Raw genomic sequence first — 23031 nt, forward strand, 5'->3', positions numbered from 1 at the left:
GAGAGTATTTGCCGAAAAGAGCAAGGGGTGGAAGTTGGCGGGATCAGGGCCTAGCTTTGCGGCAAAGGAGACCTGGCAATGAACGTGCTTCTGGACAGATGGGATACGCCTTTCGGCCTGCCGCCCTTTGCGGCGATTCGGGACGAGGACTTCGGGCCGGCCTTCGACGTGGCGCTGGACCGGGCGCGGGCGGCGATCCTGGCGATTGCCGAGGGGCCGGGGACGTCCTTCGCCGAGGTGATCGAGGCGCTGGAACTGGCGGAGGGCGACCTCGACCGGGTGTCGGGGCTGTTCTACAACCTGGCGGGCGCGGATTCGAACGACGCCCGCGAGGCGCTGATGCGCGAACTGGCGCCGAAGCTGAGCGCGTTTTCCAGCGAAGTGACCAACAACAAGGCGCTGTGGGCGAAGATCGACGCGCTGTGGCAGGGGCGCGAGGGGCTGGGCCTCGGCGCCGAGCAGTTGCGGGTGCTGGAACTGTACCGGCGGATGTTCCTCCGCTCGGGCGCGGCGCTGGAGGGGGCGGCGGCCGAGCGGCTGACGGCGGTCAAGGCGCGGCTGGCGGTGCTGGGGACGCAGTTTTCGCAGAACCTGCTGGCGGACGAGCGGGCCTGGCATCTGGAGCTTGCGCCGGAGGATCTGGCGGCGCTGCCGGGTTTCGTGCAGGAGGCGGCGCAGGCGGCGGGGGCGGAAAAGGGGCTGGGGCCGGTGGTGACGCTGAACCGCAGCCTGATCGTGCCGGTCCTGCAATTCTCGCCGAACCGGGCCTTGCGGGAAAAGGCCTATGAGGCCTGGGTCGCGCGGGGCGCAAACGGGGGCGAGACCGACAACCGGGCGATCGCGGCCGAGACGCTGGCGCTGCGGGCCGAGCGGGCGGCGCTGCTGGGCTACAAGGATTTCGCCGCCTTCAAGCTGGAACCCGAGATGGCCAGGACGCCGGAGGCGGTGCGGGACCTGCTGCTGCGGGTCTGGGCGCCGGCGCGGACGAAGGCGCTGGCGGATGGGGCGGTGCTGCAAGGGATGTTGCACGCGGACGGATTCGCGGGGCCGCTGGAGCCCTGGGACTGGCGCTATTACTCCGAGAAGCGGCGCCGCGCCGAGCATGACCTGGATGAGGCGGCGCTGAAGCCTTACCTGGGCCTTGAGTCGATGCTGGGGGCGATGTTCGACTGCGCGAGCCGGCTGTTCGGGCTGGAGTTTCGCGAGATCGAGGGGCCGTTCTATCACCCGGACGTGCGGGGCTGGGAGGTCACGCGCGGGGGCACCCATCTGGCCGTCTTCCTGGGCGATTATTTCGCGCGCGGGTCCAAGCGGTCGGGGGCCTGGTGTTCGGCGATGCGGTCGCAGCGCAAGCTGGGCGGCGAGGTGCGGCCGATCGTGGTGAACGTCTGCAACTTCGCCAAGGGCGATCCCTGCCTGCTGTCCTATGACGATGCGCGGACGCTGTTCCACGAGTTCGGCCATGCGCTGCACCAGATGCTGTCGGACGTGACCTATGGCTTCATCAGCGGCACCTCGGTCGCGCGGGACTTCGTGGAACTGCCGAGCCAGCTTTACGAGCATTGGCTGGAGGTGCCATCGGTGCTGGAGGCGCATGCGAAGCACTATCTGACCGGCGAGCCGATGCCGGCCGACATGCTGCGGCGGCTTGTTGCTGCGGCGACCTATGACCAGGGTTTTGCCACCGTGGAATTCATCGCCAGCGCCATGGTGGACCTGGAGTTCCATACCGGCAGTCCCCCGGCCGATCCGATGCAGAAACAGGCCGAAGTGTTGGAAAGCCTGGGGATGCCGCGGGCGATCCGGATGCGGCATGCGACGCCGCATTTCTCGCATGTGTTCAGCGGCGACGGCTATTCCAGCGGCTATTACAGCTACATGTGGTCCGAGGTGATGGATGCCGACGCTTTCGCGGCCTTCGAGGAGGCCGGCGATCCCTTCGACCCCGAGGTGGCGGCGCGGCTGGAGCGGTTCATCCTCTCGGCCGGCGGGTCGGAGGAGGCGGAGGCGCTGTATCTGCAGTTCCGGGGAAGGATGCCGGGGGTCGAGGCGCTCTTGAAGGGCCGGGGGCTGCTGGACGCGGCCTGAGGCGGGGGCCAGCCCCCGCACCCCCGGAGTATTTGCAAAAAGAGCAAGTCAGCGGCGCAAGGCCCCCGGCGGCTGGCCGAAGCGGGCCCTGAAGGCGCGCGACAGGGTGGCGGGGCTGGAGAATCCGGTGCGCAGCGCGACTTCGGCCAGCGGGTGGCGGGTGTCGGTCAGCATCCGGCGCGCGGCGGCAAGGCGCAGGCCGAGGGCATGGGCGGCCGGGGTGGTGCCGAGCGCATCGCGGAACAGGGTTTCCAGCCGCCGGGGCGAGAGGCCGACGGCGCGGGCGGTCTCGGCCATGGATTCGGGCGCGTCGATCCCGGCCTCCATCCGGGCCAGCGCGGCGGCGACGCGGGGATCGAGCGCGGGCTCGGGTCGGGGCGGGGCGATCTGCGGCTCGTGCCCGGGGCGGGCGCGGGTCAGGAAGCTGTTCGCGACCTGCCGGGACAGGGCCGCGCCGTGGCGGGCGCGGATCAGGTGCAGCATGAAATCCGCCGCCGGGGCGGCGCCCGAGATCGTCACCCGGTTGCGGTCGATCACGAAGCGGTCGGGCACCACGTCGATATGCGGATGGGCGGCGGCGAGGTCCTCGAGGTCCTCCCAATGCACGGTGGCGCGGTAGCCGTCGAGCAGTCCGGCGCGGGCCAGGACCCAGGGACCGGCGTCGATGCCGCCGACCAGCCGGAAGCGCGGGGCGATGCGGCGCAGGTCGCGGATCAGGGGGCGGGTGGCGACCTGGTGCAGCCGGTAGCCCGCGACGACGATCAGCGCCTCGGCCCCGGCGGCATGGGCGAGGGGGCCGGAGGAGGGGAGTTCGATCCCGCAGGTCAGCGGCACCGGGCCCCCGTCCGGAGAGACCACGCGCCAGCGATAGGCCTCGGACCCGAGCTGGCGATTGGCATTGCGCAGGGGATCGAGCGCCGAGGCGACCTCGAGGATCGAAGCCTGGGGCAGCACGAAGAGCGCGATGCTCAGCGGCTGGTCCGAGGGCGAGAAGATCGCGTTTTCCGTCATCGGGATTTCGTAATGTGCAAAGCGGCGGCGCGCAAGGCGGCTATGCTGGGGGCAAGCCCAAGGGGAGGATGCCATGCCGCTGACCATGAACCGCGAAGTCTTCATCACCTGTGCCATCACCGGCTCGGGCGGGACGCAGGATCGCAGCCCGCATGTGCCGCGTTCGCCGAAACAGATCGCCGAAAGCGCGATCGCGGCGGCCAAGGCGGGCGCGGCGGTGGTGCATTGCCATGTCCGCGACCCCGAGACCGGCAAGCCCTCGCGCAAGCTGGAGTATTATCGCGAGGTGACCGAGCGGATCCGCGACAGCGATACGGATGTGGTCCTGAACCTGACGGCGGGCATGGGCGGCGACATCTATTTCGAGGGGACCGAGGACATGGGCCGGATCGGCCCGCGCTCGGACATGGCGGGGGCGACCGAGCGGGTGGCGCATGTGGTCGACTGCCGCCCCGAGATCTGCACGCTGGATTGCGGCACGATGAACTTCAACGAGGCCGATTACGTGATGGTCAACACGCCGGGCATGCTGCGCGACATGGCGCGGCGGATGACGGCGGCGGGCGTCAGGATCGAGATCGAGGCCTTCGACACCGGCCACCTCTGGCTGGCCAAGGAATTGGTCAAGGAGGGCGTGATCCCCGAGCCGGTGCTGGTGCAGCTCTGCATGGGCGTGCCGTGGGGCGCGCCGGATGACCTGAACACCTTCATGGCGATGGTCAACAACGTGCCGTCGGACTGGCACTGGTCGGCCTTCTCGCTTGGGCGTCACCAGATGCCCTATGTCGCGGCGGCGGTGCTGGGCGGCGGCAACGTGCGGGTGGGGCTGGAGGACAACCTCTGGCTCGACAAGGGCGTGCTGGCGACCAATGCGCAACTGGTCGAGCGCGCGGCCACGATCATCGAGAACCTGGGCGCGCGGGTGATCACCCCGGCCGAGGTGCGGGCGCGGCTGAAGCTGGAAAAGCGCGCTCCGGTGGCGAAGTGAGGCTGCGGCGGGTCTGGCTGCTGACGGTGCTGGCGCTGGCGGCCTGTGTCGAGGAGCCTCCGACCGGGCCGGAGGGCAAGCCCCTGGGCAAGGCCGAGCGGGCGGAATGCCTGATGCAGGGCGGAACGGTCGGGCGCGGCGGGCTGCTGCCGGACGAGGTCTGCTTCCTGCCGCAGCCGGATGCGGGCAAGGCCTGCACGAAGAAGACGGATTGCATCGGCCAGTGTCTGGCGGAGGAGGGGACCTGTTCCCCGGTGACGCCGATGTTCGGCTGTTTCGACTATCTGGACGAGGCCGGCAAGACGGTCGGCATCTGCATTGACTGAGGGAAAGAGCATGGCGCGCAAGGCGGCAATCATCGGGGGCGGGGTCATCGGCGGCGGCTGGGCCGCGCGGTTCTTGCTGAACGGCTGGGATGTGGGAGTTTTCGACCCCGATCCGCAGGCGGAGCGCAAGATTGCCGAGGTGATGGCGAATGCGCGAGCCGCGCTGCCCGCGCTCAGCGACGTGCCGATGCCGAAGGAAGGCAAGCTGACCTTCCACGGCACCATCGGCGAGGCGGTGGAGGGCGCGGAATATGTGCAGGAATCGGTCTCCGAGCGGATCGAACTGAAGCACAAGGTCTATGCCCAGTTGCAACAATCGAACCCCGGCGTGCTGATCGGCTCGTCGACCAGCGGGTTCAAGGCCTCGGACTTGCAGAAATCTGCGGTCAGCCCGGAAAACATCATCGTCGCGCATCCGTTCAACCCGGTCTATCTCCTCCCTCTGTCCGAGATCAGCGGCTCGCCCGCCAACCCGCCGGAAGTGGTGGAGCGGACGGTGCAGATCATGAAGAACATCGGGATGTTCCCCCTGGTGATCCGGCACGAGATCGACGCCTTCCTCGGCAACCGCTTCCTTGAAGCCGTCTGGCGCGAGGCGCTGTGGATGCTGAAGGACGGCATCGCCACGACCGAAGAGATCGACGAGGCGATCCGCATGGGCTTTGGCCTGCGCTGGGGGCAGATGGGTCTGTTCGAGACCTACCGCATCGCGGGCGGCGAGGCCGGGATGCGGCATTTCATGGCCCAGTTCGGCCCGGCGCTGAAATGGCCCTGGACCAAGCTGATGGACGTGCCGGAGTTCAACGACGAACTGGTCGACCTGGTCGCCAACCAGTCCGACGCGCAGTCCGGCAAATACGGCATCCGCGAGTTGGAACGCATCCGCGACCGCAACCTGGTCGGCTTCCTGCGCAGCCTGAAGGAGCGCGACTGGGGCGCGGGCAAGGTGCTGAAGGAACACGACGAACGCCGCGCGGCGGCCTTCCATGCCGAAGTGGCGAAGGGCCTCGACACCGGGGCGAAGGCGGCTCCGCTGGTCATGTGGCAGGGGCAGGTCCTGCCGGGCTGGATCGACTACAACGGCCACATGACCGAAAGCCGCTACTATTTCTGCAACTCGGAAACCCTGGACAACTTCCTGCGGATGATCGGCGCGGGGATGGATTACGTCGCGGCGGGGCATTCCTATTACTCGGCCGAGACGCATATCCGCCATCTGGGCGAGGCGAAGCTGGGCGACCAGATCCGGGGCGAATTGCAGATCATCTCGGCCGACGAGAAGCGGTTCCGGTCCTTCGTCCGCGTGATGAAGGGCGACGAATGCGTCGCCACGATCGAGCAGCTGTGCCTGCATGTCGACGCGAAGGCGGGCAAGACCGTTGCAGCGGCGCCCGAGGTCTGGGCCAAGCTGCAAAATGTGGCGAAGGCCCATGCCGGGCTGCCGCTGCCCGAGGGCGCGGGCCGGGCGGTCGGACAGAAGAAGGAATAGGGCGATGGATTTCGGGCTGACCGAAGAACAGGCGATGATCGTCGAGACGACCCGCGCCTTCGTCGAAACGGAACTCTATCCGCATGAGCAGATGGTCGAACGCACCGGCCACATGCCGCTGGAGCTGATCCGCGAGATCCAGCAGAAGGCCATGGCGGCGGGGCTTTACGCCGCCAACATGCCGGTGGAACTGGGCGGCGCGGGCCTCGATACCCTCTCCTGGCTCCTCTACGAAAAGGAGTTGGGCCGCGCGAACTATGCCCTGCACTGGACCTGCGTGGCGCGGCCGTCGAACATCCTGCTGGCGGGCAACGCCGACCAGCGCGAACGCTATCTGATGCCCTGCATAAGGGGCGAGACCTGGGATTGCCTCGCCATGACCGAACCCGGCGCGGGGTCGGACCTGCGGGGGATGAAAGCGAGCGCCCGGCAGGACGGCGGCGACTGGGTGCTGAACGGCACCAAGCATTTCATAAGCCATGCCGACCTTGCCGGTTTTGCGATCTGCTTCATGGCCTCCGGGGAGGAACAGACCCCGCGCGGGCCGAAGAAGCTGATCACCGCCTTCTTCGTCGACAAGGGCACGCCGGGGTTCACGGTGCGCGAGGGGTATCGCAACGTCTCGCATCGCGGCTACACCAACGCCGTGCTGGAGTTCGACGACTGCCGGGTTCCGGCGGCGAATGTGCTGGGCGAGGTGCACAAGGGCTTCGAGGTGGCGAATTCCTGGCTCGGCGCGACGCGATTGCAGGTGGCCTCGACCTGTCTCGGCCGGGCGGAGCGGGCGCTGGGGCATGCGGTGTCCTACGCGGCGGAGCGCAAGCAGTTCGGCCAGCAGATCGGCAAGTTCCAGGGCATCAGCTTCAAGCTGGCCGACATGGCGATGGAACTGAAGGCGGCGGAGCTTCTGACCCGCGAGGCCGCCTGGAAATACGACCAGGGCACGGTGACGGAAGCCGACATGTCGATGGCCAAGCTGAAGGCGACCGAAGTGCTGGCGCATATCGCCGACGAGGCGATCCAGATCCACGGCGGCATGGGGCTGATGGACGAGCTGCCGCTGGAACGCATCTGGCGCGACAGCCGGGTGGAGCGGATCTGGGAGGGCACCTCGGAGATCCAGCGCCACATCATCAGCCGCGAATTGTTGCGGGCGGTCGGGGGTTGAAATGTCGGACCGGGGGGTTTCACACCCCCCGGACCCCCCGTGGGATATTTGAGAACAGAAGAAGCAACGAAATGTTAACTTTTGGCGGTCAATCTGGGGACACGGTACAGGCGGGGACGCCGATGACCGTAACGGGAGAAGGCGCCTCGTCTGGCTGGTCTGGGCGGGGCGTTTCTTTTCCAAGCACTTTCTTCTGTTCAAAAATATCCTCGGGGGGTCCGGGGGGCGAAGCGCCCCCGGTGCTCGATGCAGCAGGCGGAATGCGGGCATGAGCCGCCTCGACCGTCTGCTCCGCCCGCGCCACATCGCCGTCCTGGGGGCGGGCTGGGCGCTGAATGTCATCGAACAGTGCCGCAAGATGGGCTTCAAGGGTCCGGTCTGGCCGGTGCATCCGACCAAGGCCGAGATCGGGGGGTTGAAGGCTTACCCGAGTCTCGCCGACCTGCCCGAGCCGCCGGATGCGGTCTTCGTGGGGGTGAACCGTTTCGCGACGCTGGAAGTGGTGGCCGAGCTTGCGGCGATGGGGGCGGGCGGGGCGATCTGCTTCGCCTCCGGTTGGACCGAGGCGGGCGAGGCCGGGTTGCAGGACCGGCTGGTCGCGGCGGCGGGCGGGATGCCGATCCTGGGGCCGAACTGCTATGGGGTGATCAACTACCTCGACGGGGCGCTGCTTTGGCCGGACCAGCATGGCGGCATCCCGGTCGACAAGGGCGTGGCGCTGGTCAGCCAGTCCTCGAATATCGTGATCAACCTCGGCATGCAGCAGCGGGGCCTGCCGGTGGCCTATGTCGCCTGTCTGGGCAATGCCGCCGTGGTGGGGCTGGCCGAGCTGACCGGAGCGCTGCTCGACGATCCGCGGGTGACGGCGGTTGGCCTTTATATCGAGGGGATCGACGATGCCCCGGCCTTTGCGGCGCTGGCCGAGAAGGCGCGGGCGATGGGCAAGGGGGTCGTGGCGATCAAGTCGGGCAAGACCGAGCTGTCGCGCACGGCGGCGGCCAGCCATACCGCGTCGCTGGCGGGCGGGGGGGCGGCCTCCAGCGCCTTCCTGCGGCAGATCGGGGTGGCGGAGGTGAACACGCCCTCGGAACTGGTCGAGACGCTGAAGATCTTCCATGTCCACGGGCCGCAGATCGGGCGGCGGCTTTGCTCGCTGTCCTGTTCGGGGGGCGAGGCGGGGCTGGTCGCGGACCTGGCCGCACCCTATGGGCTGGAGTTTCCGCCGGTGCCGCAGGCCACGCACGACCGGCTGTTCGCGGTGCTGGGCGAGATTCCGACGATTTCCAACCCGTTGGATTACCACACCTTCATCTGGGGTGACGGGCCGAAGACCACGGAAGTCTTCAGCGCGATGCTGGAGGCCTATGACGCCGGGATCTACATCATCGATTCGCCCCGCGCCGACCGCTGCGATCCTTCGGGCTATGATCCGGCCTTCCGGGCGATCGTGGCTGCGCAGAAGGCGGTGGGGCGGCCGGCCTTTCCGGTCGCCTCGATGGCCGAGAACTTCGGCGAGGGCCGGGTGCAGGCGATGATGGCGGAGGGCGTCTCGGCCCTGCTGGGGCTGGAGACGGCGCTGGCGGCGATCCGGGCGGCACAGACTCCGGCCGGAGTGCCGGGTTGGCGGCCTGCGGCGGCGCTGCCCCCGCGCGAGACGCGGATGCTGTCGGAGGCCGAGGGGAAGGCGCTGCTGGCTGCGGCAGGGGTGGCGGTGCCGCGGGCGGTGACGGGGGCGACGCTGGAGGAGGTGGCGCAGGCGGCGGTGGGTTTGCACCCGCCCTATGCGTTGAAGGGGCTGGGCTTCGCGCACAAGACCGAGGCGGGGGCGGTGCGGCTGGGGCTTGCCAGCCTTGAGGGACAGGCGGAGATGCCGGGGGCCGCGGGCTATCTGGTCGAGGAGATGGTGACGGGCGCGGTGGCCGAGGTGCTTCTGGGCCTGCGCCGCGATCCGGTCTATGGCGTGACCCTGACGCTGGGCATGGGCGGGGTCACGGCGGAAGTGCTGGCCGATACGGTGACGCTGGTCCTGCCGGTGACGGAAGGACAGGTGCTGGAGGCGGCGCGGGGGTTGCGGCTCTGGCCCTTGCTCGACGGCTATCGCGGGCGTCCCCGCGCCGACATGGGGGCGGTCGCAGCGATGGCGGTCCGGCTGGGCGCGCTGATGCTGGCGGACGAGAGCCTTGAGGAAATCGAGATCAACCCGGTCATGGTGCGGCAAAGCGGCGCCGTGGCGGTTGATGCACTGGTCAGGAGGATATGATGGCCGAAATGGAGATGCGGACCGAGGGGCCGGTAAAGACCCGGCGCGAGGGGGCGATTCTGGAGGTCACGCTGGACGCACCCAAGGCCAATGCGATCAGCCTGAAGACCAGCCGGGTGATGGGGCTGGTGTTCCGCGACTTTCGCGATGACGACAGCCTGCGGGTCTGCATCCTGCGCGCGGCGGGGGAGAAGTTCTTCTGCCCCGGCTGGGACCTGAAGGCGGCGGCCGAGGGCGATGCGGTGGACGGCGACTATGGCGTCGGCGGGTTCGGCGGCTTGCAGGAGTTGCCGAACCTCAACAAGCCGGTGATCGCTGCGGTGCAGGGCATCTGCTGCGGCGGCGGGCTGGAACTGGCGCTCTCGGCGGATCTGATCCTGTGCTCGACCAACGCGACCTTTGCCCTGCCGGAAATCCGCTCGGGCACGGTGGCCGATGCCGCCAGCATCAAACTCCCGAAGCGCATTCCGTATCACGTGGCGATGGACCTGCTGCTGACCGGGCGCTGGTTCGACGCCGAGGAGGCCTTCCGCTGGGGCCTGGTCAAGGAGATCTGCGCGCCCGAGGATCTGCTGGCCAAGGCCTGGGATCTGGCGCGGCTGCTGGAAAGCGGCCCGCCGCTGGTCTATGCCGCGATCAAGGAAGTGGTGCGCGAGGCGGAGAACATGCGGTTCCAGGACGCGCTGAACCGGGTGTCCAAGCGGCTGCTGCCGACGGTGGACCGGCTCTATTCCAGCGAGGACCAGCTGGAAGGCGCGCGGGCCTTTGCGGAAAAGCGCGACCCGGTCTGGAAGGGGAGGTAGGGTGCGCTACGGCGCACCGTCCGAGGGTGCGCTGTAGCGCACCCTACCAAAGCTGCCAACGAGGCCCCCATGCCCAGCCACGACTACACCACCCGCATCCTCTGGACCGGCAACCGGGGCGAGGGAACGGCGCATTACAAGGCCTATGACCGGACCTGGGACATCGCGGTGCCGGGGAAGGCCCCGGTCCACTGCTCGAACGATCCGCTTCTGGGCGGCGATCCGGGGAAGATGAACCCGGAGGACCTGCTGCTGAGCGCGCTCTCGGCCTGTCACATGCTGTGGTATCTGCACTATGCCAGCGATGCGGGGATCGTGGTGACCGGGTATTCCGACAGCCCGCTGGGAGTGGGCGAGGTCGGGCGCGGCGGCGCGGGGCGGTTCGTGAAGGCGGTGCTGCGGCCGCATGTGGTGGTGAAGGCGGGGGCCGATCTGGCCAAGGCCGAGGCGATCCATCATCGCATCCACGAGGTTTGTTTCATTGCCCGGTCGGTGAATTTTCCGGTGGAGTATCAGCCGACCTTCGAGGTCGAGGGCTGAGGCAGTGGCTCGTCGATGACTTCGTCACTCCTCGCGGCGGGGCGAGGAGGAGGCGAAGCCGAACGAGGAGCCATGCCCGGCGCGACATGCGCTGTCGCAAACCGGACGGTTCCGGGGCCTCCCCGCCGCTAGGGTCGCGGATGCGGAGGAAGCCGGGGGCGGGGGCGCGCGGGTGGACGAGAGCGATTACATCATCGTGGGCGCAGGCTCGGCGGGCTGCGTGCTGGCCGAGCGGCTGACCGCCTCGGGCAAGCACCGGGTCACGCTGCTGGAGGCGGGGGGCACGGACCGGCGGTTCTATGTCCAGTTGCCGCTGGGCTACGGCAAGCTGTTCTACGATCCGGCGGTGAACTGGCTTTACCGGACCGAGCCCGACCCGGGGCTGGCCGGCGCGCGGGACCATTGGCCGCGGGGCAAGCTTCTGGGCGGATCCTCCAGCATCAACGCGATGGTCTGGATCCGCGGGCATCGGGCGGATTACGAGGATTGGGGGCGGGAGAACCCGGGCTGGGGCTGGGAGGACTGCCTGTCGGCCTACCGGGCGATGGAGGACAACGAAGCCGGGTCGGATGACTGGCGCGGGACGGGCGGGCCGCTCCACATCTCGGCCAATCGCGCGGGGCTGCATCCTTTGGTGAAGTCCTATGTCGCGGCCTGCGGCGAGGCGGGATTGGCGGAGAACCCGGATTTCAACGGCGCGGTGCAGGAAGGCGCGGGCGTCTACCAGATGACGATCAAGGGGGCGCGGCGGAACTCGGCGGCGCGGGCCTTCCTGCGGCCGGCGATGCGGCGCGGGAACCTGCGCGTTGTCACCGGGGCGCTGGTCAGCCGGGTGCTGATCGAGGGCGGCCGGGCGGTGGGGGTGGAATACCGCCGGGGCGGCGAGGCGCGGGTCTTGCGGGCGCGGGGCGAGGTGATCCTTGCGGGCGGCGCGATCAACTCGCCGCAGTTGCTGCAACTGTCGGGGATCGGGCCGGGGGCCGTGCTGCAGGGCTTGGGGATTCCGGTGCTGCGCGAGAACCCGAACGTGGGCGACCATCTGAGCGACCATCAGGGGATCAATTACACCTGGTCGATGCAGGTGCCGACCTACAATGACGAGCTGCGGCCCTGGTGGGGCAAGCTGCGGGCGGGATTGCAGTATGTCCTGGGCGGCGGCGGGCCGTTGGCGAAGTCGATCAACCACGGCGGCGGGTTCTTCCGCACGCGGGCCGATCTGGACCGGCCGAACATGCAGTTGTACTTCCAGGCGTTCTCGACGCTGATCCCGAGGGAGGGCGAGCGGCCGCTTCTGACGCCGGACCCATGGTCTGGGATGTCGATCGGGCTGTCGAACTGCCGCCCGACCAGCCGGGGACATATAAGGCTGCGGACGGACCGCGCCGAGGATCATCCGGTGATCACGGCGAACGCGTTTTCCACCGACAATGATGTCGAGGAAATGCTGGCGGCGGTGAAGTTCCTGCGCCGGATCGCGGCTGGGCCGGCGCTGGCGCGGCTGATCAGGGAGGAGTTGCGGCCGGGGCCGGAGGTGGTGACGGACGCGGCGCTGATCGCGGATTTCCGCGCGCGGTCGGGGACGGTCTATCACCCGAGTTGCACCTGCCGGATGGGGCGGGATGCCTCGGGTTCCGTTGTGGATGCGGGGCTGAGGGTACATGGGGTGGGCGGGCTGCGGGTGATCGACGCGAGCGCATTCCCGAACATCATCGCGGGGAACACCAATGCCCCGGCCATGCTGATGGGCTGGAAGGGGGCCGAGGCGGTCTTGCGCGACGCGCGCTGATCCTGGCCGGGCGAGCCGTCCTTGTGGCATCGAGCCACGCGGACGGCGCTGCCGCGGACAGGAGCCCGGCGGGGTCGTCTGGTGCGGGGGATGGAGCCTCCGGCGGGAGTATTTCTGGAAAAGAGCAAATCATGCGGGTTTGCTCTTTTCCCAAATACACATCTTGCGACGGCAGGGGAGCGCGTCATTCCCCGCGGGGAAAGCGTTTGCGCTCCTCCAGCACGTTCAGGTCCATGTGGTTGCGCATGTAGCGTTCGGAGGCGGCGCGAAGGGGCTGGTGGTCCCAGGGGAAATAGGCGCCGTTGCGCAGCGCCTCATACACCACCCAGCGGCGGGCCTGGCTTTCGCGCACGGCCGCGTCATAGGCGGCGAGATCCCAGCGGGCGTCGGCCAGCGCGCGGAAATGGGCCAGGATTTCGGCGGCGCGCGAGTCGGTCGCGAGGTTGGTGCCTTCGCCGGGGTCGTTCGCCACGTCGAACAGCATCTCCGGGTCCGCCGGGCAGCGGATGTATTTCCAGGCACCCTCGCGCAGGGCGACGAGGGGGGTGATCGAGCCTTCGGCGGCATATTCTATCGCCACCGGGCCGCGCGGGGCGCCGTTCGCGACGGGGATCAGGTTGACGCCCTCGGTCCAGGGGGCGACTTCCTCCATCGAGATACCGGCCAGCGCGGCCAGCGTGGGCGCAAGGTCGATCGAGGAGACCGGGGTCTCGACGCGGCCCGCAGGCATCTCGGGGGCGGCGATCATCAGCGGCACGCGGGCGGAGCCTTCGAAGAAGGTCATCTTGAACCAGAGGCCGTGTTCGCCCAGCATCTCGCCGTGGTCGGAGACGAAGACGACATGGGCCTCCTGCCGCGTCGCCTCAAGCACCGCCAGGATCTCGCCGATCTTGTCGTCGATATAGGAGATATTGGCGAAATAGGCCTGTTTCGCGCGGCGGATGTGATCCGGGGTGATCTCCATCCCGCGCCAGTCGCAGGCGTCCATCAGGCGCTTGGAATGGGGGTCCATGTCTTCGTAGGCAAGGGGTTCGGGCGGCTCGCATTCGGGGGCGCCTTCGTAGAGGTCCCAGTATTTGCGACGCGCGACGAAGGGGTCGTGCGGGTGGGTGAAGCTGACGGTCAGGCACCAGGGGCGGGCGTCCAGGCCGCGCGACAGGTCGTATAGCTTTTGCACCGCCTGGAAAGCCACGTCGTCGTCGTATTCGTACTGGTTGGTGATCTCGGCCACCCCCGCGCCGGTGACGGAGCCGAGGTTGTGATACCACCAGTCGATCCGTTCCCCCGGCTTGCGGTAGTCGGGGGTCCAGCCGAAATCGGCGGGGTAGATGTCGGTCGTCAGGCGCTCCTCGAACCCGTGCAGCTGGTCGGGGCCGACGAAATGCATCTTGCCCGACAAAGCCGTCTGGTAGCCCGCCCGGCGCAGGTGGTGGGCATAGGTCGGGATGTCCGAGGCGAATTCGGCGGCGTTGTCGTAGACGCGGGTTCGGCTGGGCAGTTGCCCCGACATGAAGCTGGCCCGCGCCGGGGCGCAGAGCGGCGAGGCGGTGTAGCAATTGGCGAAGCGGGCCGAACGCGAGGCCAGCCGCCGCAGGTTCGGGGCGTGCAGGAAATCGGCCGGGCCGTCGGGGAACAGCGTCCCGTTCAGCTGGTCGACCATGAGGATCAGGAGATTCGGCTTCTCGGCCATCGGGGCGCCCTTCACTTGCTTGCGGTTTTCCTGCCCCGAGGCGGGATTCGGGTCTGGTCCTTCACCGACCCGGGCTGCCCATATCCGTCATCCGGCGTAGCCGGGATCCTCGGCGTCCAGGATGGCGCGCAACTCGCGCAGGTGGGCCTCGGCGAAACCGGGGTAGGCCTCCCATTCCTGGGCGGTCTTCTCGGCGATTTCCTCGGGCAGGACACGCAGCGGGCGGCCGGTCTGCAGGGCACGGATATAGGTCTCGGCCGCGCGCTCGAAATAATAGAGCCGGTTGAAGGTCTCGGCCACGGTGCGGCCGATCACCAGGACGCCGTGGTTGCCCATCACCATGGTGGTGATCCCGGGATCGGCCAGAAGCCGGGCACAGCGCGCGCCTTCTTCCCCGAAGGCCATGCCGCCGTAATGGTCGTCGACCACATGGCGGTTGTGGAACATCGCCGTGTTCTGATCGATGGCCGGCAGGCGCGAGTCGGCGAGGCTGGCCAGGACCGTGGCATGGATCGAGTGGACATGCATGACGCAGGCGGCATGCGGGCAGGCGCGGTGGATGCTGCCATGCAGGCCCCAGGCGGTGGGATCGGGCGCATCGGGGCGCGACATGGTGGCGGGATCGTTGGCGTCGATCTCGACCAGCGAGGAGGCGGTGATCCGGCTGAAGTGCCGTCCGTTCGGATTGATGAGGAAGCGCGTGCCCTCGGGGTTGACCGCCAGCGAGAAATGATTGGCCACCGCCTCATGCAGGTTCAGCCGCGCGGTCCAGCGGAAGGCGGCGGCAAGGTCCTGGCGCAGGTCCCAATGGGCAAGGTTCGCATGCTGGTTCATCGCGATCATCTCCTGGTGATTCGCACCCAGTTTGGCCCATCAAGGGCTGCATTCCGAGATGAAATAGGTTAACAGGAGAGGATGAACCGTTAACAACTCCCGGAAACCGAATTCGTGCAACCGTGACGGGGGCATCCCCGCTGGCCCGGCAACCTGTGCTGGAATGTGGCGCTGTACCCGATTTTTACCTGTAAGTTTCCTTGTTTACGGCAAATGCTGGCTGCAATGCCAGGTTACGCAGGCCCAGGATAATGGAGGTGCGCGGTGCAGACGTTTCCGGGGATCGAAGGACAAGGGGCTTTTCCACAGGCCGCAGGGGCGCGGGTCATGCTGCTGACCGACCGGCCCGAGGGAGAGAGCGCGCAGCGCCTGGCAAGCTATGGCAGCCTGGTCGAGATCGAGGGCGAGCTGGACCTTGCCCTTGCGGCGGTCGTGGACGACCCGCTGGGCTTTGATCTTTTCGTGATGGATTGCGACGCCTTCGGCGGCATGGCCGGCGCCCACCGCGCGGTTTCGGCGCTGGTGGCGGCCGAGGCGCGGATGCGGGTGATGCTGGTCAGCCGGGATTTCGACGTGCCGGCCTATCCGATGGGGCGGCGGACGGCGGTCTGCCTGCCGGATCCGGTGTCCGAGGCGGGCTTTCGCCGTGGTTACGATCACGTCCTGCGCGACCGGGTGGCAATGACGCTGATGTAAAAAGCCGGGGGCGGCGGACCGCCCCCGGCCGGGAACTGCTCAGGCGAGCGCGAGGTTGGTGGCGGATTCGCGCCCGTCGCGGCCGGCTTCGATGTCGAAGGTGACCGGCTGGCCGTCCTTCAGGCTGCGCAGGCCCGCACGCTCCAGCGCGGTGATGTGGACGAACACGTCCTTCTTGCCGCCTTCCGGGGCGATGAAGCCGTAGCCTTTGGTCTCATTGAACCATTTCACGGTGCCCTTGGCCATCGTGAAGTCTCCTGTCGTTGTGCCGCCCGCGGAAGTGCGGCGGCCCGGCCCCGTCAGCTTTAGGTCGATTGCTGTGGCCGAAAGTCGGAGACAGTGGTCGAGAAGATAACGTCGCTTCCTGCAGGATCGCACAAAAGCCGCGGGAATCCAAGCCTTGCCGGTGCAGGGGGTTGCAGGGCCTGTGCCGGGCCCGGATTTGCCGCTATGCTGCGCTGCGGCAACAGGAGGATTCGCGATGGGCAAGGTCGTGACCGTGGCGCAGCAGAAGGGGGGCAGCGGCAAGACGACGCTGGCCGTCAACCTGGCGGTGGAGTTCCGGCGCCGGGGATTGCGGGTGGCGCTGCTGGACACCGATCCCCAGGGCAGCCTTGGCCGCTGGTTCATGGCGCGGCGCGACAGGCTGGGCGAGGCGGGGATGGAATTCTCGACCGCCTCGGCCTGGGGCGTGGGCTATGAATGCGAGAAGCTGCGCAAGCAGGCCGATGTGGTGATCGTGGACACGCCGCCCAAGGTGGACGCCGACCTGCGCCCGGCCCTGCGCGAGGCGGACCTGGTGCTGGTGCCGGTCGCGGCCTCGATGGTGGATCTCTGGGCGACGGACGGGGTCTTCGACCTGATCGGCCGCGAGGGGCGGCGGGCGGTGATCGTGCTGAACCGGGTCAAGGCGGGAACGCGGCTGGGCGAGGAGGTCGCGACTGCGGCGGCCGAGGTCGGCGGCGTGGCGGGGGCGAGCCTTGGCCAGCGCGTCGTCTATGCCGAGACCCTGGGCCAGGGGCTGGGCGCCTGCGAGGTCCGCGGCCTGGCCGCGGGCGAGGTCGGCAAGCTGGCCGACGAGGTGCTGGGGCTGCTGGAGTAACCCCGGGCAGCGGCGTGCCGCCCGGGGCGGGCGTCAGAAGACGTCGAGCAGGTAGAGGATGATGATGATCGGGATCGGGATGCCGATCAGCCAGGCAAGTGCGCCTTTCATTGGGTGACTCCTCGATTGGAATGATACGGGACGGTGGAGAGGGAGGCGGACCCTGCGGGTCTAGATGCGTCCCATCAGGACAAGGATCAGGAGGACCACGACGATCAGCCCGACCACGCCCGAGGGACCATAGCCCCAGGAGCTGGAATAGCCCCAGGTCGGCAGCGCGCCGATCAGGATCAGGATCAGGATGATGAGGAGGATCGTGCCAAGGGTCATGGGAAGCGCCTTTCGTGAAAGGGGCCGGAATGGCTCCGCTGGCAAGGAAACGCGAGCGGTGGCTTGTGGTTCCGGCACGGCGCCGGGGCATGGTGCGCTGTAGCGCACCCTACGGGGTGGATGGGCTGCGCAAGGGATGCGCAGCCTTCAGGCGGGGCGGAAAGCCGGGGGTGAACCCGACCTGCGGGGCGAACCGCTTTCACCGGCTTCGGCTCCAGCGCGTCGGGGCCGAGGCGGCGGACCTTGTCCTGTTCATAGGCCTCGAAGTTGCCCTCGAACCATTCCACATGCGCGTCGCCCTCGAAGGCGAGGATATGGGTGCAGAGCCGGTCGAGGAAGAAGCGGTCGTGGCTGATGATGATCGCGCAGCCGGCGAAATCCTCGATGGCGGCTTCCAGGGCCTGCAGGGTTTCGACGTCCAGGTCGTTGGTCGGCTCGTCGAGGAGCAGCACGTTGCCGCCCGATTTCAAGAGCTTGGCCATGTGGACGCGGTTGCGCTCCCCACCGGAGAGAAGCCCGACCTTCTTCTGCTGGTCGGTGCCCTTGAAGTTGAAGGCCCCGGTATAGACGCGGGAGTTCATCTGCATGTCGCCGAGGTGGATGACTTCCGCCCCGCCGGAGATTTCCTCCCAGACGTTCTTGTTGGGGTCAAGCGCGTCGCGCGACTGGTCGACATAGGCCAGTTTCACCGTATCGCCCAGCTTGATCGTGCCTTCGTCCGGCGGCTCCTGCCCGGTGATCATGCGGAACAGGGTGGATTTGCCGGCGCCATTCGGGCCGATGACGCCGACGATGGCGCCCGGCGGCACGGTGAAGGACAGGTCCTCGATCAGAAGCTTGTCGCCCATGTGCTTCTTCAGGCCCTCGACCTCGATCACCTTGTTGCCCAGACGCTCGCCGTTCGGGATGATGATCTGCGCGGTGGTGGCGCGTTCCATGACGGTCTGGCCGGCCATCTCGTTGTAGCGGGTGAGACGGGCCTTGCCCTTGGCCTGCCGCGCCTTGGCGCCGGAGCGGATCCACTCCAGTTCCTTTTCCAGCGCCTTCTGCTTGGACTTGTCCTCGCGCGCTTCCTGCGCCATCCGCTTGGCCTTCTGGTCAAGCCAGGCGGAGTAGTTGCCCTCATAGGGGATGCCCCGGCCGCGGTCCAACTCCAGGATCCAGCCGGTGATGTCGTCCAGGAAATAGCGGTCGTGGGTGACGATCAGGATCGTGCCCTTGTAGTCGATCAGGTGCTTCTGCAGCCAGGCGATCGATTCCGCGTCGAGGTGGTTGGTCGGTTCGTCGAGAAGCAGCATGTCGGGCTTTTCGAGGAGCAGCTTGCACAGCGCCACCCGGCGGCGTTCCCCGCCCGACAGCGTGGTCACGTCGGCATCGTCCGGCGGGCAACGCAGCGCGTCCATCGCCACGCCGACGGTCGCCTCAAGCTCCCACAGGTTGCCGGCGTCGATCTGGTCCTGCAACTGGGCCATCTCGTCCGCCGTCTCGTCCGAGTAGTTCATCGCCAGTTCGTTGTAGCGGTCGAGGATCGCCTGTTGCTCGGCCACGCCCAGCATGACGTTTTCCTTTGCCGTCAGCTTGGGGTCGAGATAGGGCTCCTGCGCCAGGTAGCCGACCTTGGCGCCTTTCGCGGCCCAGGCCTCGCCTTTGAAGTCCTTGTCCATCCCGGCCATGATCTTCAGCAGCGTGGATTTCCCCGCGCCGTTCACGCCGACGACGCCGATCTTCACGCCGGGCAGGAAGTTCAGGTGGATGTTTTCAAAGCAGGTCTTGCCGCCGGGGTAGGTCTTGGAGACGTTCTCCATGTGATAGACATATTGGTAGCTGGCCATGGGTCGGGCTCCATAAGGGCATTCGGGGGGTTGGCGCCTATGTAGCGACGAAGGCGCTGCGCTGCAACGGCTGGCAGGCGGCCGTCAGAGGGCCTTGGCGAACCAGGCCTGGGCATGGGGATTGTCGTTGTAGCGCGGGATTTCGCTCCAGCCCAGGCTGCGGTACAGGGCCAGCGCCTCGGTCAGGCTGGGGTTGGTGTCAAGGCGAAGGCGGGCAAGGCCCATGGCGCGGGCCTGGTCCTCGATGGCGGCCATCAGGTGGCGGGCAAGGCCCTGGCCCCGGGCCTCGGGCGCGATCCACAGCCGCTTGACCTCGGCATCGGGGATGGACAGCGCGACGCAGCCGAGGGGCCGGCCATTGCGGCTGGCGATCAGGAAGGCGCCGAGCGGCGGGCGGTAACGGGCGGGATCGGTGGGCGGGCCGGGGTCGAAGCCTCCGGGGAAGCGGCGGTCAAGCTCGTGGAAATAGGCGGAGAGGCAGTGCTGCGCCTCGGGTCCGGCGGGATCGGCCAGGGTGATCGTGGCCTCGGCGAAAGGCGGCGGGCGGGACATCGGCGTTCCATGCGGGGCAGGATGGGCAATATCGCCCACCCTACGCGGCGGCATCGCGCCATTGTCAAGCCTGGGGCTTTGCGGTCAAGTGGCGGCCGAGGGACAGGGATGGTCTTATGCGGCAAGGGTTTCCGGTGGCGCGCCGGGGAATGGTGATCGGGCTTCTGGGCGGCTCCTTCGATCCGGCGCATGAGGGGCATGTCCATATCACGCGCGAGGCCCTGAAGCGGATGGCGCTCGACCAGATCTGGTGGCTGGTCACGCCCGGCAACCCGCTGAAGGCGCGCCAGCCCGCGCCGCTGGCCGACCGGCTGGTCCGGGCGCGCAAGGTCATGCAGCACCCCAGGGTGAAGGTCACCGCGCTGGAGGAGCGGCTGGGGACGCGGGCGACCTTCGACACGATCACGCGGCTGCGCGCGCTTTATCCCGGCGTCACCTTCGTCTGGCTGATGGGGGCGGACAATCTGGTGCAGTTCCACCGCTGGGACCGCTGGCGCGACATCCTGCGCTCGGTCCCGGTGGGGGTGCTGGCGCGGCCCGGCTCGGGCGTCGCCGCGCGGCTGAGCGTGGCGGCCCGCGCCTTCCGGGTGCATCGCACGCAACGGGGCGAGACGCTGCGGGGCCGCAAGCCCCCGGTCTGGGCCTTCGTGAACCTGCCGATGAACGACGCCTCCTCGACCGAGATCCGGGCCAGGGGCGGCTGGGGACGCGGCGAATAGGCTGGTGCGGACTGGTGGAATCGCCCCGCAAGGCGGTATCACCGGCGAAAGCGGGAGGGTGATGGCGTGATCACGCGGCGGATGGTTCTGGGCGGGTTCCTGGCAGGGGTGGCCCTGCCCGCGCTGGGCGAGGGGCTCGTCAGCTCTCCGCGCCCCGTGCCGCGCGGCGGACGGCCGGCGCCCGCCCCGCTGGGGGATGCCTCGGCGCTGGTCGCGGCGGCCAAGCTTGGCGGCGAGGTCGCCTGGGTGGTGGTCGACGCCAAGACCGGCGCGGTGCTCGAGTCGCGGCAACCCGACCTGCCGCTGCCGCCCGCCAGCGTCGCCAAGGCGGTGACCGCACTTTACGCGCTGGACCGGCTGGGGGCGGGGCACCGCTTCGCCACGCGGGTGCTGGCGACGGGGCCGGTCTCGGGCGGCATGGTGCAGGGCGACCTGGTGCTGGCGGGGGGCGGCGATCCGACATTGCAGACCGACCAGCTGGGCGACCTGGTGGCGCGGCTGGCGGCCTCGGGGCTGAAGGGGGCGACGGGACGGTTCCTCTGGTGGGAGGGCGCGCTGCCCGGGGTCGAGGGGATCGCGGCGGACCAGCCCGAGCATGTCGGCTACAACGCCGCCGTCTCGGGGCTGTGCCTGAACTTCAACCGGGTGCATTTCGAGTGGCAGCGGGCCGGCGGCGACTGGCAGGTCGCGGTCGACGCGCGCGGCGAGCGGTTCCGGCCCGAGGTCGGCATGGTCCGCGTCGGCATCCGTTCGCGCGAGGCGCCCCTGTTCACCTATGACCGGGGCCAGGTCGAGGAATGGACCGTGGCCTCCGCCGCGCTGGGCAAGGGGGGAAGCCGCTGGCTGCCGGTGCGCGAACCGGGCCGCTACGTGGCCGAGGTGTTCCGCACGCTCGCCCGGGCGCAGGGGATCCGGCTGGAGCCGGGGGAGCGGATCGAGGTGCTGCCGCCGGGGCAGGAGATCGGCCGGGTGGAAAGCGCGCCCCTGCCCGAGGTCCTGCGCGACATGCTGCGCTATTCGACCAACCTGACGGCGGAATGCGTGGGGCTGACGGCCTCGGGGGTGCGGGACCTGGAGGGGTCGGCGCGGGCGATGCAGGCCTGGGTCAAGGCGACATTCGGGGTGGAGTTCGACCTGCGCGACCATTCGGGCCTCGGGGGGGCGAGCCGGGTGACGGCGGGGGGGATGGCGCGAGTCCTGGTCCAGGCGGAGCGGGAGGGGCGCGGGCTGAAGCCGATCCTGCGCGACGTGGGGATGAAGGACGACCAGGGCAAGGTGATCGAGAAGCACCCGGTGAAGGTGCTGGCGAAGTCGGGGACGCTGAACTTCGTCTCGGGGCTGGCGGGGCATGTGGTGGTGCCCCCGACTTCAGGAAACGGCGGCAGGGAACTGGTCTTCGCGATCTTCTCGGGCGACCCGGCGCGGCGGGACGCGGTGCCGGTCAGCCTGCGCGAGGCACCGGAGGGAGCCAAGTCCTGGACCCGCCGGGCGCGGCGGCTGCAGGGGCAGCTGGTGAGCCGCTGGGCGGGGGCCTATGGGTGAGGGGGGGGCGTGTGTCCACGGTGGACAGGTTTGGTAAGGGGTTGATTTTGCTGGGGAATGGGTGTGGGTGGTAAGGGTTTGTTAAGGGGGTGGTTAATGGGTTGGTAAAGCAAACCCTTACCTCACCCAATCTTCCAGATAGTAGAGTAGGAAAGCTCTGCAAGGTTCGACGTTCGCTGCCAGACTTGATCAGGTTCCCATTCAGATGCATTCAAAATATCCCGCGGGATGGACGCCCCAAATGCTTGCAAAGTTTTAGACTTCGTCTTGAAGTCGTCGTCCTTTAAATACCCGTTCTGCTTGCTGGGAAGCAGAATGAGGTTCCCAATACTGCCGACGATATCTGGTGTCCAAGCATGATCTATCATAGACTGCGGATGAAGATGCTCTATTGTGAGCATTGCTTGATCTTCTGTAAAGGCCAGCTCCAAATGGGTTGAGATTTTCTGCAGGATGTATCTAACAAGCGCAGATTGCTTCGTATTGCTGTTCAAAAAATTAATTTGCTCAAAACCGGCCATAAATTCGGAGATCGATGGCTTACGCTCCTCAAGTTTATCAATCAATTCAGAAATTAAAATCCCCGCAGCATTTGAGTCTGGCGCTTCGTAGAGGCGCCGGCCAAAGGATGAGTACATGGCAGAAATACCGCCGGAAGATCTAGACGATGTTACGGCCGTGAATTGAAAGTGAAAGTTCTCAATGGCGCGAAGCGCCCGCTTCAACGCTTTGTCGGCTATGATGCCAGATTTATTGGCCCGAACTAGTGACAGAACGCCCGGAGTGTGCTGAGAAACACGAAATATTCTTAAGGCTTGAAGAGATCGAACGATCTCCCCCTGCCCCTTCTGCCATCCCGTTTCCGGGCTGAAAATTGAAAGATAGTGCCGTGCGTCTTCAACAAAATCCAGCAAGTGCTTCTTTGCATTTGTGGAAACAACATCTGCTTTGATCGCCTTGTAAGCTTTCTGTTGGGTCGTGGCCTCGAACCTGGATGACCAGGAGTGAGTGAAGAACGTGTCAGGGTCGATATCAATTGGACTTTGATTGATTACAGACAGAAGCTCGGTCCAATGGACTTTCGCAAAATTTACCGGAGTTCTCTGTTTGATCGTTTTCGTAAAGTGGTTTTTGAGTAGATCAGAAAGTGCTAGGGTCAGGACTCGTTCTCGGATCATAGCCAGAACATGACGGTTGCGGCGAGTGCGACGGCGGAGAGGAAGACTTTTGGGCATCTATCGTAGCGGGTCGCGACCCTGCGCCAGTCCTTCAGAC

At 67.5% G+C, this 23031-nt stretch carries 20 protein-coding genes and 2 pseudogenes; 13 read left to right on the forward strand and 9 right to left on the reverse strand.

Annotated elements, in window-relative coordinates:
• Nucleotides 1-78 precede the first annotated feature (78 nt).
• A complete protein-coding gene (locus ACE3UA_RS16060) occupies nt 79-2088 on the forward strand; it encodes a M3 family metallopeptidase (protein WP_374646911.1) in 2010 nt (669 codons plus the stop codon).
• A 48-nt stretch (nt 2089-2136) separates the two neighbouring features.
• Here the strand turns inward: ACE3UA_RS16060 and ACE3UA_RS16065 are convergent, their stop codons facing one another.
• On the reverse strand, nt 2137-3099 hold the full coding sequence (locus ACE3UA_RS16065) for a GlxA family transcriptional regulator (RefSeq protein ID WP_374646913.1): 963 nt from the start codon (nt 3097-3099) through the stop codon (nt 2137-2139).
• A gap of 73 nt (nt 3100-3172) precedes the next feature.
• On the opposite strand from ACE3UA_RS16065, the gene ACE3UA_RS16070 reads away from it, so the two are divergent.
• The 8 genes from ACE3UA_RS16070 (at nt 3173) to ACE3UA_RS16105 (ending at nt 12459) form a co-directional block, all read left to right on the forward strand.
• Nucleotides 3173-4087, forward strand: a complete 915-nt coding sequence (locus tag ACE3UA_RS16070; protein WP_374646915.1) for a 3-keto-5-aminohexanoate cleavage protein — start codon at nt 3173-3175, stop codon at nt 4085-4087.
• The gene (locus ACE3UA_RS16075; protein ID WP_374646917.1) at nt 4084-4413 is read left to right on the forward strand and encodes a hypothetical protein; all 330 of its coding nucleotides are present in this window, start codon (nt 4084-4086) and stop codon (nt 4411-4413) included. The genes ACE3UA_RS16070 and ACE3UA_RS16075 overlap by 4 nt, the downstream gene beginning before the upstream one ends.
• Before the next feature lie 10 nt (nt 4414-4423).
• Nucleotides 4424-5902, forward strand: coding sequence for a carnitine 3-dehydrogenase (locus ACE3UA_RS16080; RefSeq protein WP_374646919.1), 1479 nt, complete (start codon nt 4424-4426; stop codon nt 5900-5902).
• A gap of 4 nt (nt 5903-5906) precedes the next feature.
• Nucleotides 5907-7070 (forward strand): acyl-CoA dehydrogenase family protein, encoded by a 1164-nt coding sequence (locus ACE3UA_RS16085; RefSeq protein WP_374646921.1) that lies wholly within the window; start codon nt 5907-5909, stop codon nt 7068-7070.
• 268 nt (nt 7071-7338) lie between these two features.
• Complete coding sequence (locus tag ACE3UA_RS16090) at nt 7339-9330, forward strand: acetate--CoA ligase family protein (protein ID WP_374646923.1); 1992 nt, start codon at nt 7339-7341, stop codon at nt 9328-9330.
• On the forward strand, nt 9330-10133 hold the full coding sequence (locus ACE3UA_RS16095; RefSeq protein WP_374646925.1) for a carnitinyl-CoA dehydratase: 804 nt from the start codon (nt 9330-9332) through the stop codon (nt 10131-10133). The genes ACE3UA_RS16090 and ACE3UA_RS16095 overlap by 1 nt, the downstream gene beginning before the upstream one ends.
• A gap of 69 nt (nt 10134-10202) precedes the next feature.
• Nucleotides 10203-10673: an OsmC family protein gene (locus tag ACE3UA_RS16100; protein WP_374646927.1), complete on the forward strand. Its 471-nt coding sequence runs from the start codon at nt 10203-10205 to the stop codon at nt 10671-10673.
• A 172-nt stretch (nt 10674-10845) separates the two neighbouring features.
• A complete protein-coding gene (locus tag ACE3UA_RS16105; protein WP_374646929.1) occupies nt 10846-12459 on the forward strand; it encodes a GMC family oxidoreductase in 1614 nt (537 codons plus the stop codon).
• 184 nt (nt 12460-12643) lie between these two features.
• On the opposite strand, the gene betC is transcribed toward ACE3UA_RS16105, so the two are convergent.
• Nucleotides 12644-14149, reverse strand: a complete 1506-nt coding sequence (gene betC / locus ACE3UA_RS16110) for a choline-sulfatase (RefSeq protein WP_374646931.1) — start codon at nt 14147-14149, stop codon at nt 12644-12646.
• Between the two features lie 87 nt (nt 14150-14236).
• Nucleotides 14237-14983, reverse strand: coding sequence for a class II aldolase and adducin N-terminal domain-containing protein (locus tag ACE3UA_RS16115; protein WP_374646933.1), 747 nt, complete (start codon nt 14981-14983; stop codon nt 14237-14239).
• Between the two features lie 327 nt (nt 14984-15310).
• Here ACE3UA_RS16115 and ACE3UA_RS16120 point away from each other — a divergent pair, with 327 nt between their 5' ends.
• Entirely contained in the window at nt 15311-15679 is a 369-nt protein-coding gene (locus tag ACE3UA_RS16120) for a hypothetical protein (RefSeq protein WP_197645214.1), read from the forward strand.
• Between the two features lie 39 nt (nt 15680-15718).
• On the opposite strand, the gene ACE3UA_RS16125 is transcribed toward ACE3UA_RS16120, so the two are convergent.
• A complete protein-coding gene (locus ACE3UA_RS16125) occupies nt 15719-15925 on the reverse strand; it encodes a cold-shock protein (RefSeq protein ID WP_103258321.1) in 207 nt (68 codons plus the stop codon).
• Nucleotides 15926-16160: 235 nt separating this feature from the next.
• Here ACE3UA_RS16125 and parA point away from each other — a divergent pair, with 235 nt between their 5' ends.
• Entirely contained in the window at nt 16161-16781 is a 621-nt protein-coding gene (gene parA, locus ACE3UA_RS16130) for a ParA family partition ATPase (RefSeq protein ID WP_374646935.1), read from the forward strand.
• A gap of 171 nt (nt 16782-16952) precedes the next feature.
• Here parA and ACE3UA_RS16135 read toward each other — a convergent pair whose 3' ends face one another.
• The 3 genes and pseudogenes from ACE3UA_RS16135 to ACE3UA_RS16145 all read right to left on the reverse strand — a co-directional run bounded on the left by ACE3UA_RS16135 (nt 16953) and on the right by ACE3UA_RS16145 (nt 19495).
• Nucleotides 16953-17111: a DUF3309 family protein gene (locus ACE3UA_RS16135; protein ID WP_197645210.1), complete on the reverse strand. Its 159-nt coding sequence runs from the start codon at nt 17109-17111 to the stop codon at nt 16953-16955.
• 197 nt (nt 17112-17308) lie between these two features.
• Nucleotides 17309-18943: pseudogene (ettA, locus tag ACE3UA_RS16140) on the reverse strand (energy-dependent translational throttle protein EttA); the annotation flags it as partial.
• Between the two features lie 84 nt (nt 18944-19027).
• Nucleotides 19028-19495 carry a GNAT family N-acetyltransferase gene (locus tag ACE3UA_RS16145; protein ID WP_374646937.1) on the reverse strand — a complete coding sequence of 156 codons (468 nt, stop codon included), beginning with the start codon at nt 19493-19495 and terminating at the stop codon, nt 19028-19030.
• 116 nt (nt 19496-19611) lie between these two features.
• Between ACE3UA_RS16145 and ACE3UA_RS16150 the strand changes: the two genes are divergently transcribed.
• The gene (locus tag ACE3UA_RS16150) at nt 19612-20214 is read left to right on the forward strand and encodes a nicotinate-nucleotide adenylyltransferase (protein ID WP_374646939.1); all 603 of its coding nucleotides are present in this window, start codon (nt 19612-19614) and stop codon (nt 20212-20214) included.
• A gap of 66 nt (nt 20215-20280) precedes the next feature.
• Nucleotides 20281-21756: a D-alanyl-D-alanine carboxypeptidase/D-alanyl-D-alanine-endopeptidase gene (gene dacB / locus ACE3UA_RS16155; RefSeq protein WP_374646941.1), complete on the forward strand. Its 1476-nt coding sequence runs from the start codon at nt 20281-20283 to the stop codon at nt 21754-21756.
• A 122-nt stretch (nt 21757-21878) separates the two neighbouring features.
• On the opposite strand, the gene ACE3UA_RS16160 is transcribed toward dacB, so the two are convergent.
• Entirely contained in the window at nt 21879-22934 is a 1056-nt protein-coding gene (locus tag ACE3UA_RS16160) for an HNH endonuclease family protein (RefSeq protein WP_374646943.1), read from the reverse strand.
• Nucleotides 22931-23031: pseudogene (locus tag ACE3UA_RS16165) on the reverse strand (IS5/IS1182 family transposase); the annotation flags it as partial. The pseudogene ACE3UA_RS16165 and the gene ACE3UA_RS16160, both read right to left, overlap by 4 nt.

This window comes from Tabrizicola sp. (assembly GCF_041919135.1).
Taxonomy (GTDB): domain Bacteria; phylum Pseudomonadota; class Alphaproteobacteria; order Rhodobacterales; family Rhodobacteraceae; genus Tabrizicola.

Excerpts from the sequence above, each read along its gene's own strand:
- ACE3UA_RS16060 (WP_374646911.1), top strand. The coding sequence starts at position 79 with ATGAACGTGCTTCTGGACAGATGGGATACGCCTTTCGGCCTGCCGCCC.
- ACE3UA_RS16065 (WP_374646913.1), bottom strand. The coding sequence starts at position 3,099 with ATGACGGAAAACGCGATCTTCTCGCCCTCGGACCAGCCGCTGAGCATC.
- ACE3UA_RS16070 (WP_374646915.1), top strand. The coding sequence starts at position 3,173 with ATGCCGCTGACCATGAACCGCGAAGTCTTCATCACCTGTGCCATCACC.
- ACE3UA_RS16080 (WP_374646919.1), top strand. The coding sequence starts at position 4,424 with ATGGCGCGCAAGGCGGCAATCATCGGGGGCGGGGTCATCGGCGGCGGC.
- ACE3UA_RS16085 (WP_374646921.1), top strand. The coding sequence starts at position 5,907 with ATGGATTTCGGGCTGACCGAAGAACAGGCGATGATCGTCGAGACGACC.
- ACE3UA_RS16090 (WP_374646923.1), top strand. The coding sequence starts at position 7,339 with ATGAGCCGCCTCGACCGTCTGCTCCGCCCGCGCCACATCGCCGTCCTG.
- ACE3UA_RS16095 (WP_374646925.1), top strand. The coding sequence starts at position 9,330 with ATGGCCGAAATGGAGATGCGGACCGAGGGGCCGGTAAAGACCCGGCGC.
- ACE3UA_RS16100 (WP_374646927.1), top strand. The coding sequence starts at position 10,203 with ATGCCCAGCCACGACTACACCACCCGCATCCTCTGGACCGGCAACCGG.
- betC (WP_374646931.1), bottom strand. The coding sequence starts at position 14,149 with ATGGCCGAGAAGCCGAATCTCCTGATCCTCATGGTCGACCAGCTGAAC.
- ACE3UA_RS16115 (WP_374646933.1), bottom strand. The coding sequence starts at position 14,983 with ATGAACCAGCATGCGAACCTTGCCCATTGGGACCTGCGCCAGGACCTT.
- ACE3UA_RS16120 (WP_197645214.1), top strand. The coding sequence starts at position 15,311 with ATGCTGCTGACCGACCGGCCCGAGGGAGAGAGCGCGCAGCGCCTGGCA.
- ACE3UA_RS16125 (WP_103258321.1), bottom strand. The coding sequence starts at position 15,925 with ATGGCCAAGGGCACCGTGAAATGGTTCAATGAGACCAAAGGCTACGGC.
- parA (WP_374646935.1), top strand. The coding sequence starts at position 16,161 with ATGGGCAAGGTCGTGACCGTGGCGCAGCAGAAGGGGGGCAGCGGCAAG.
- ACE3UA_RS16135 (WP_197645210.1), bottom strand. The coding sequence starts at position 17,111 with ATGACCCTTGGCACGATCCTCCTCATCATCCTGATCCTGATCCTGATC.
- ACE3UA_RS16145 (WP_374646937.1), bottom strand. The coding sequence starts at position 19,495 with ATGTCCCGCCCGCCGCCTTTCGCCGAGGCCACGATCACCCTGGCCGAT.
- ACE3UA_RS16150 (WP_374646939.1), top strand. The coding sequence starts at position 19,612 with ATGCGGCAAGGGTTTCCGGTGGCGCGCCGGGGAATGGTGATCGGGCTT.
- ACE3UA_RS16160 (WP_374646943.1), bottom strand. The coding sequence starts at position 22,934 with ATGATCCGAGAACGAGTCCTGACCCTAGCACTTTCTGATCTACTCAAA.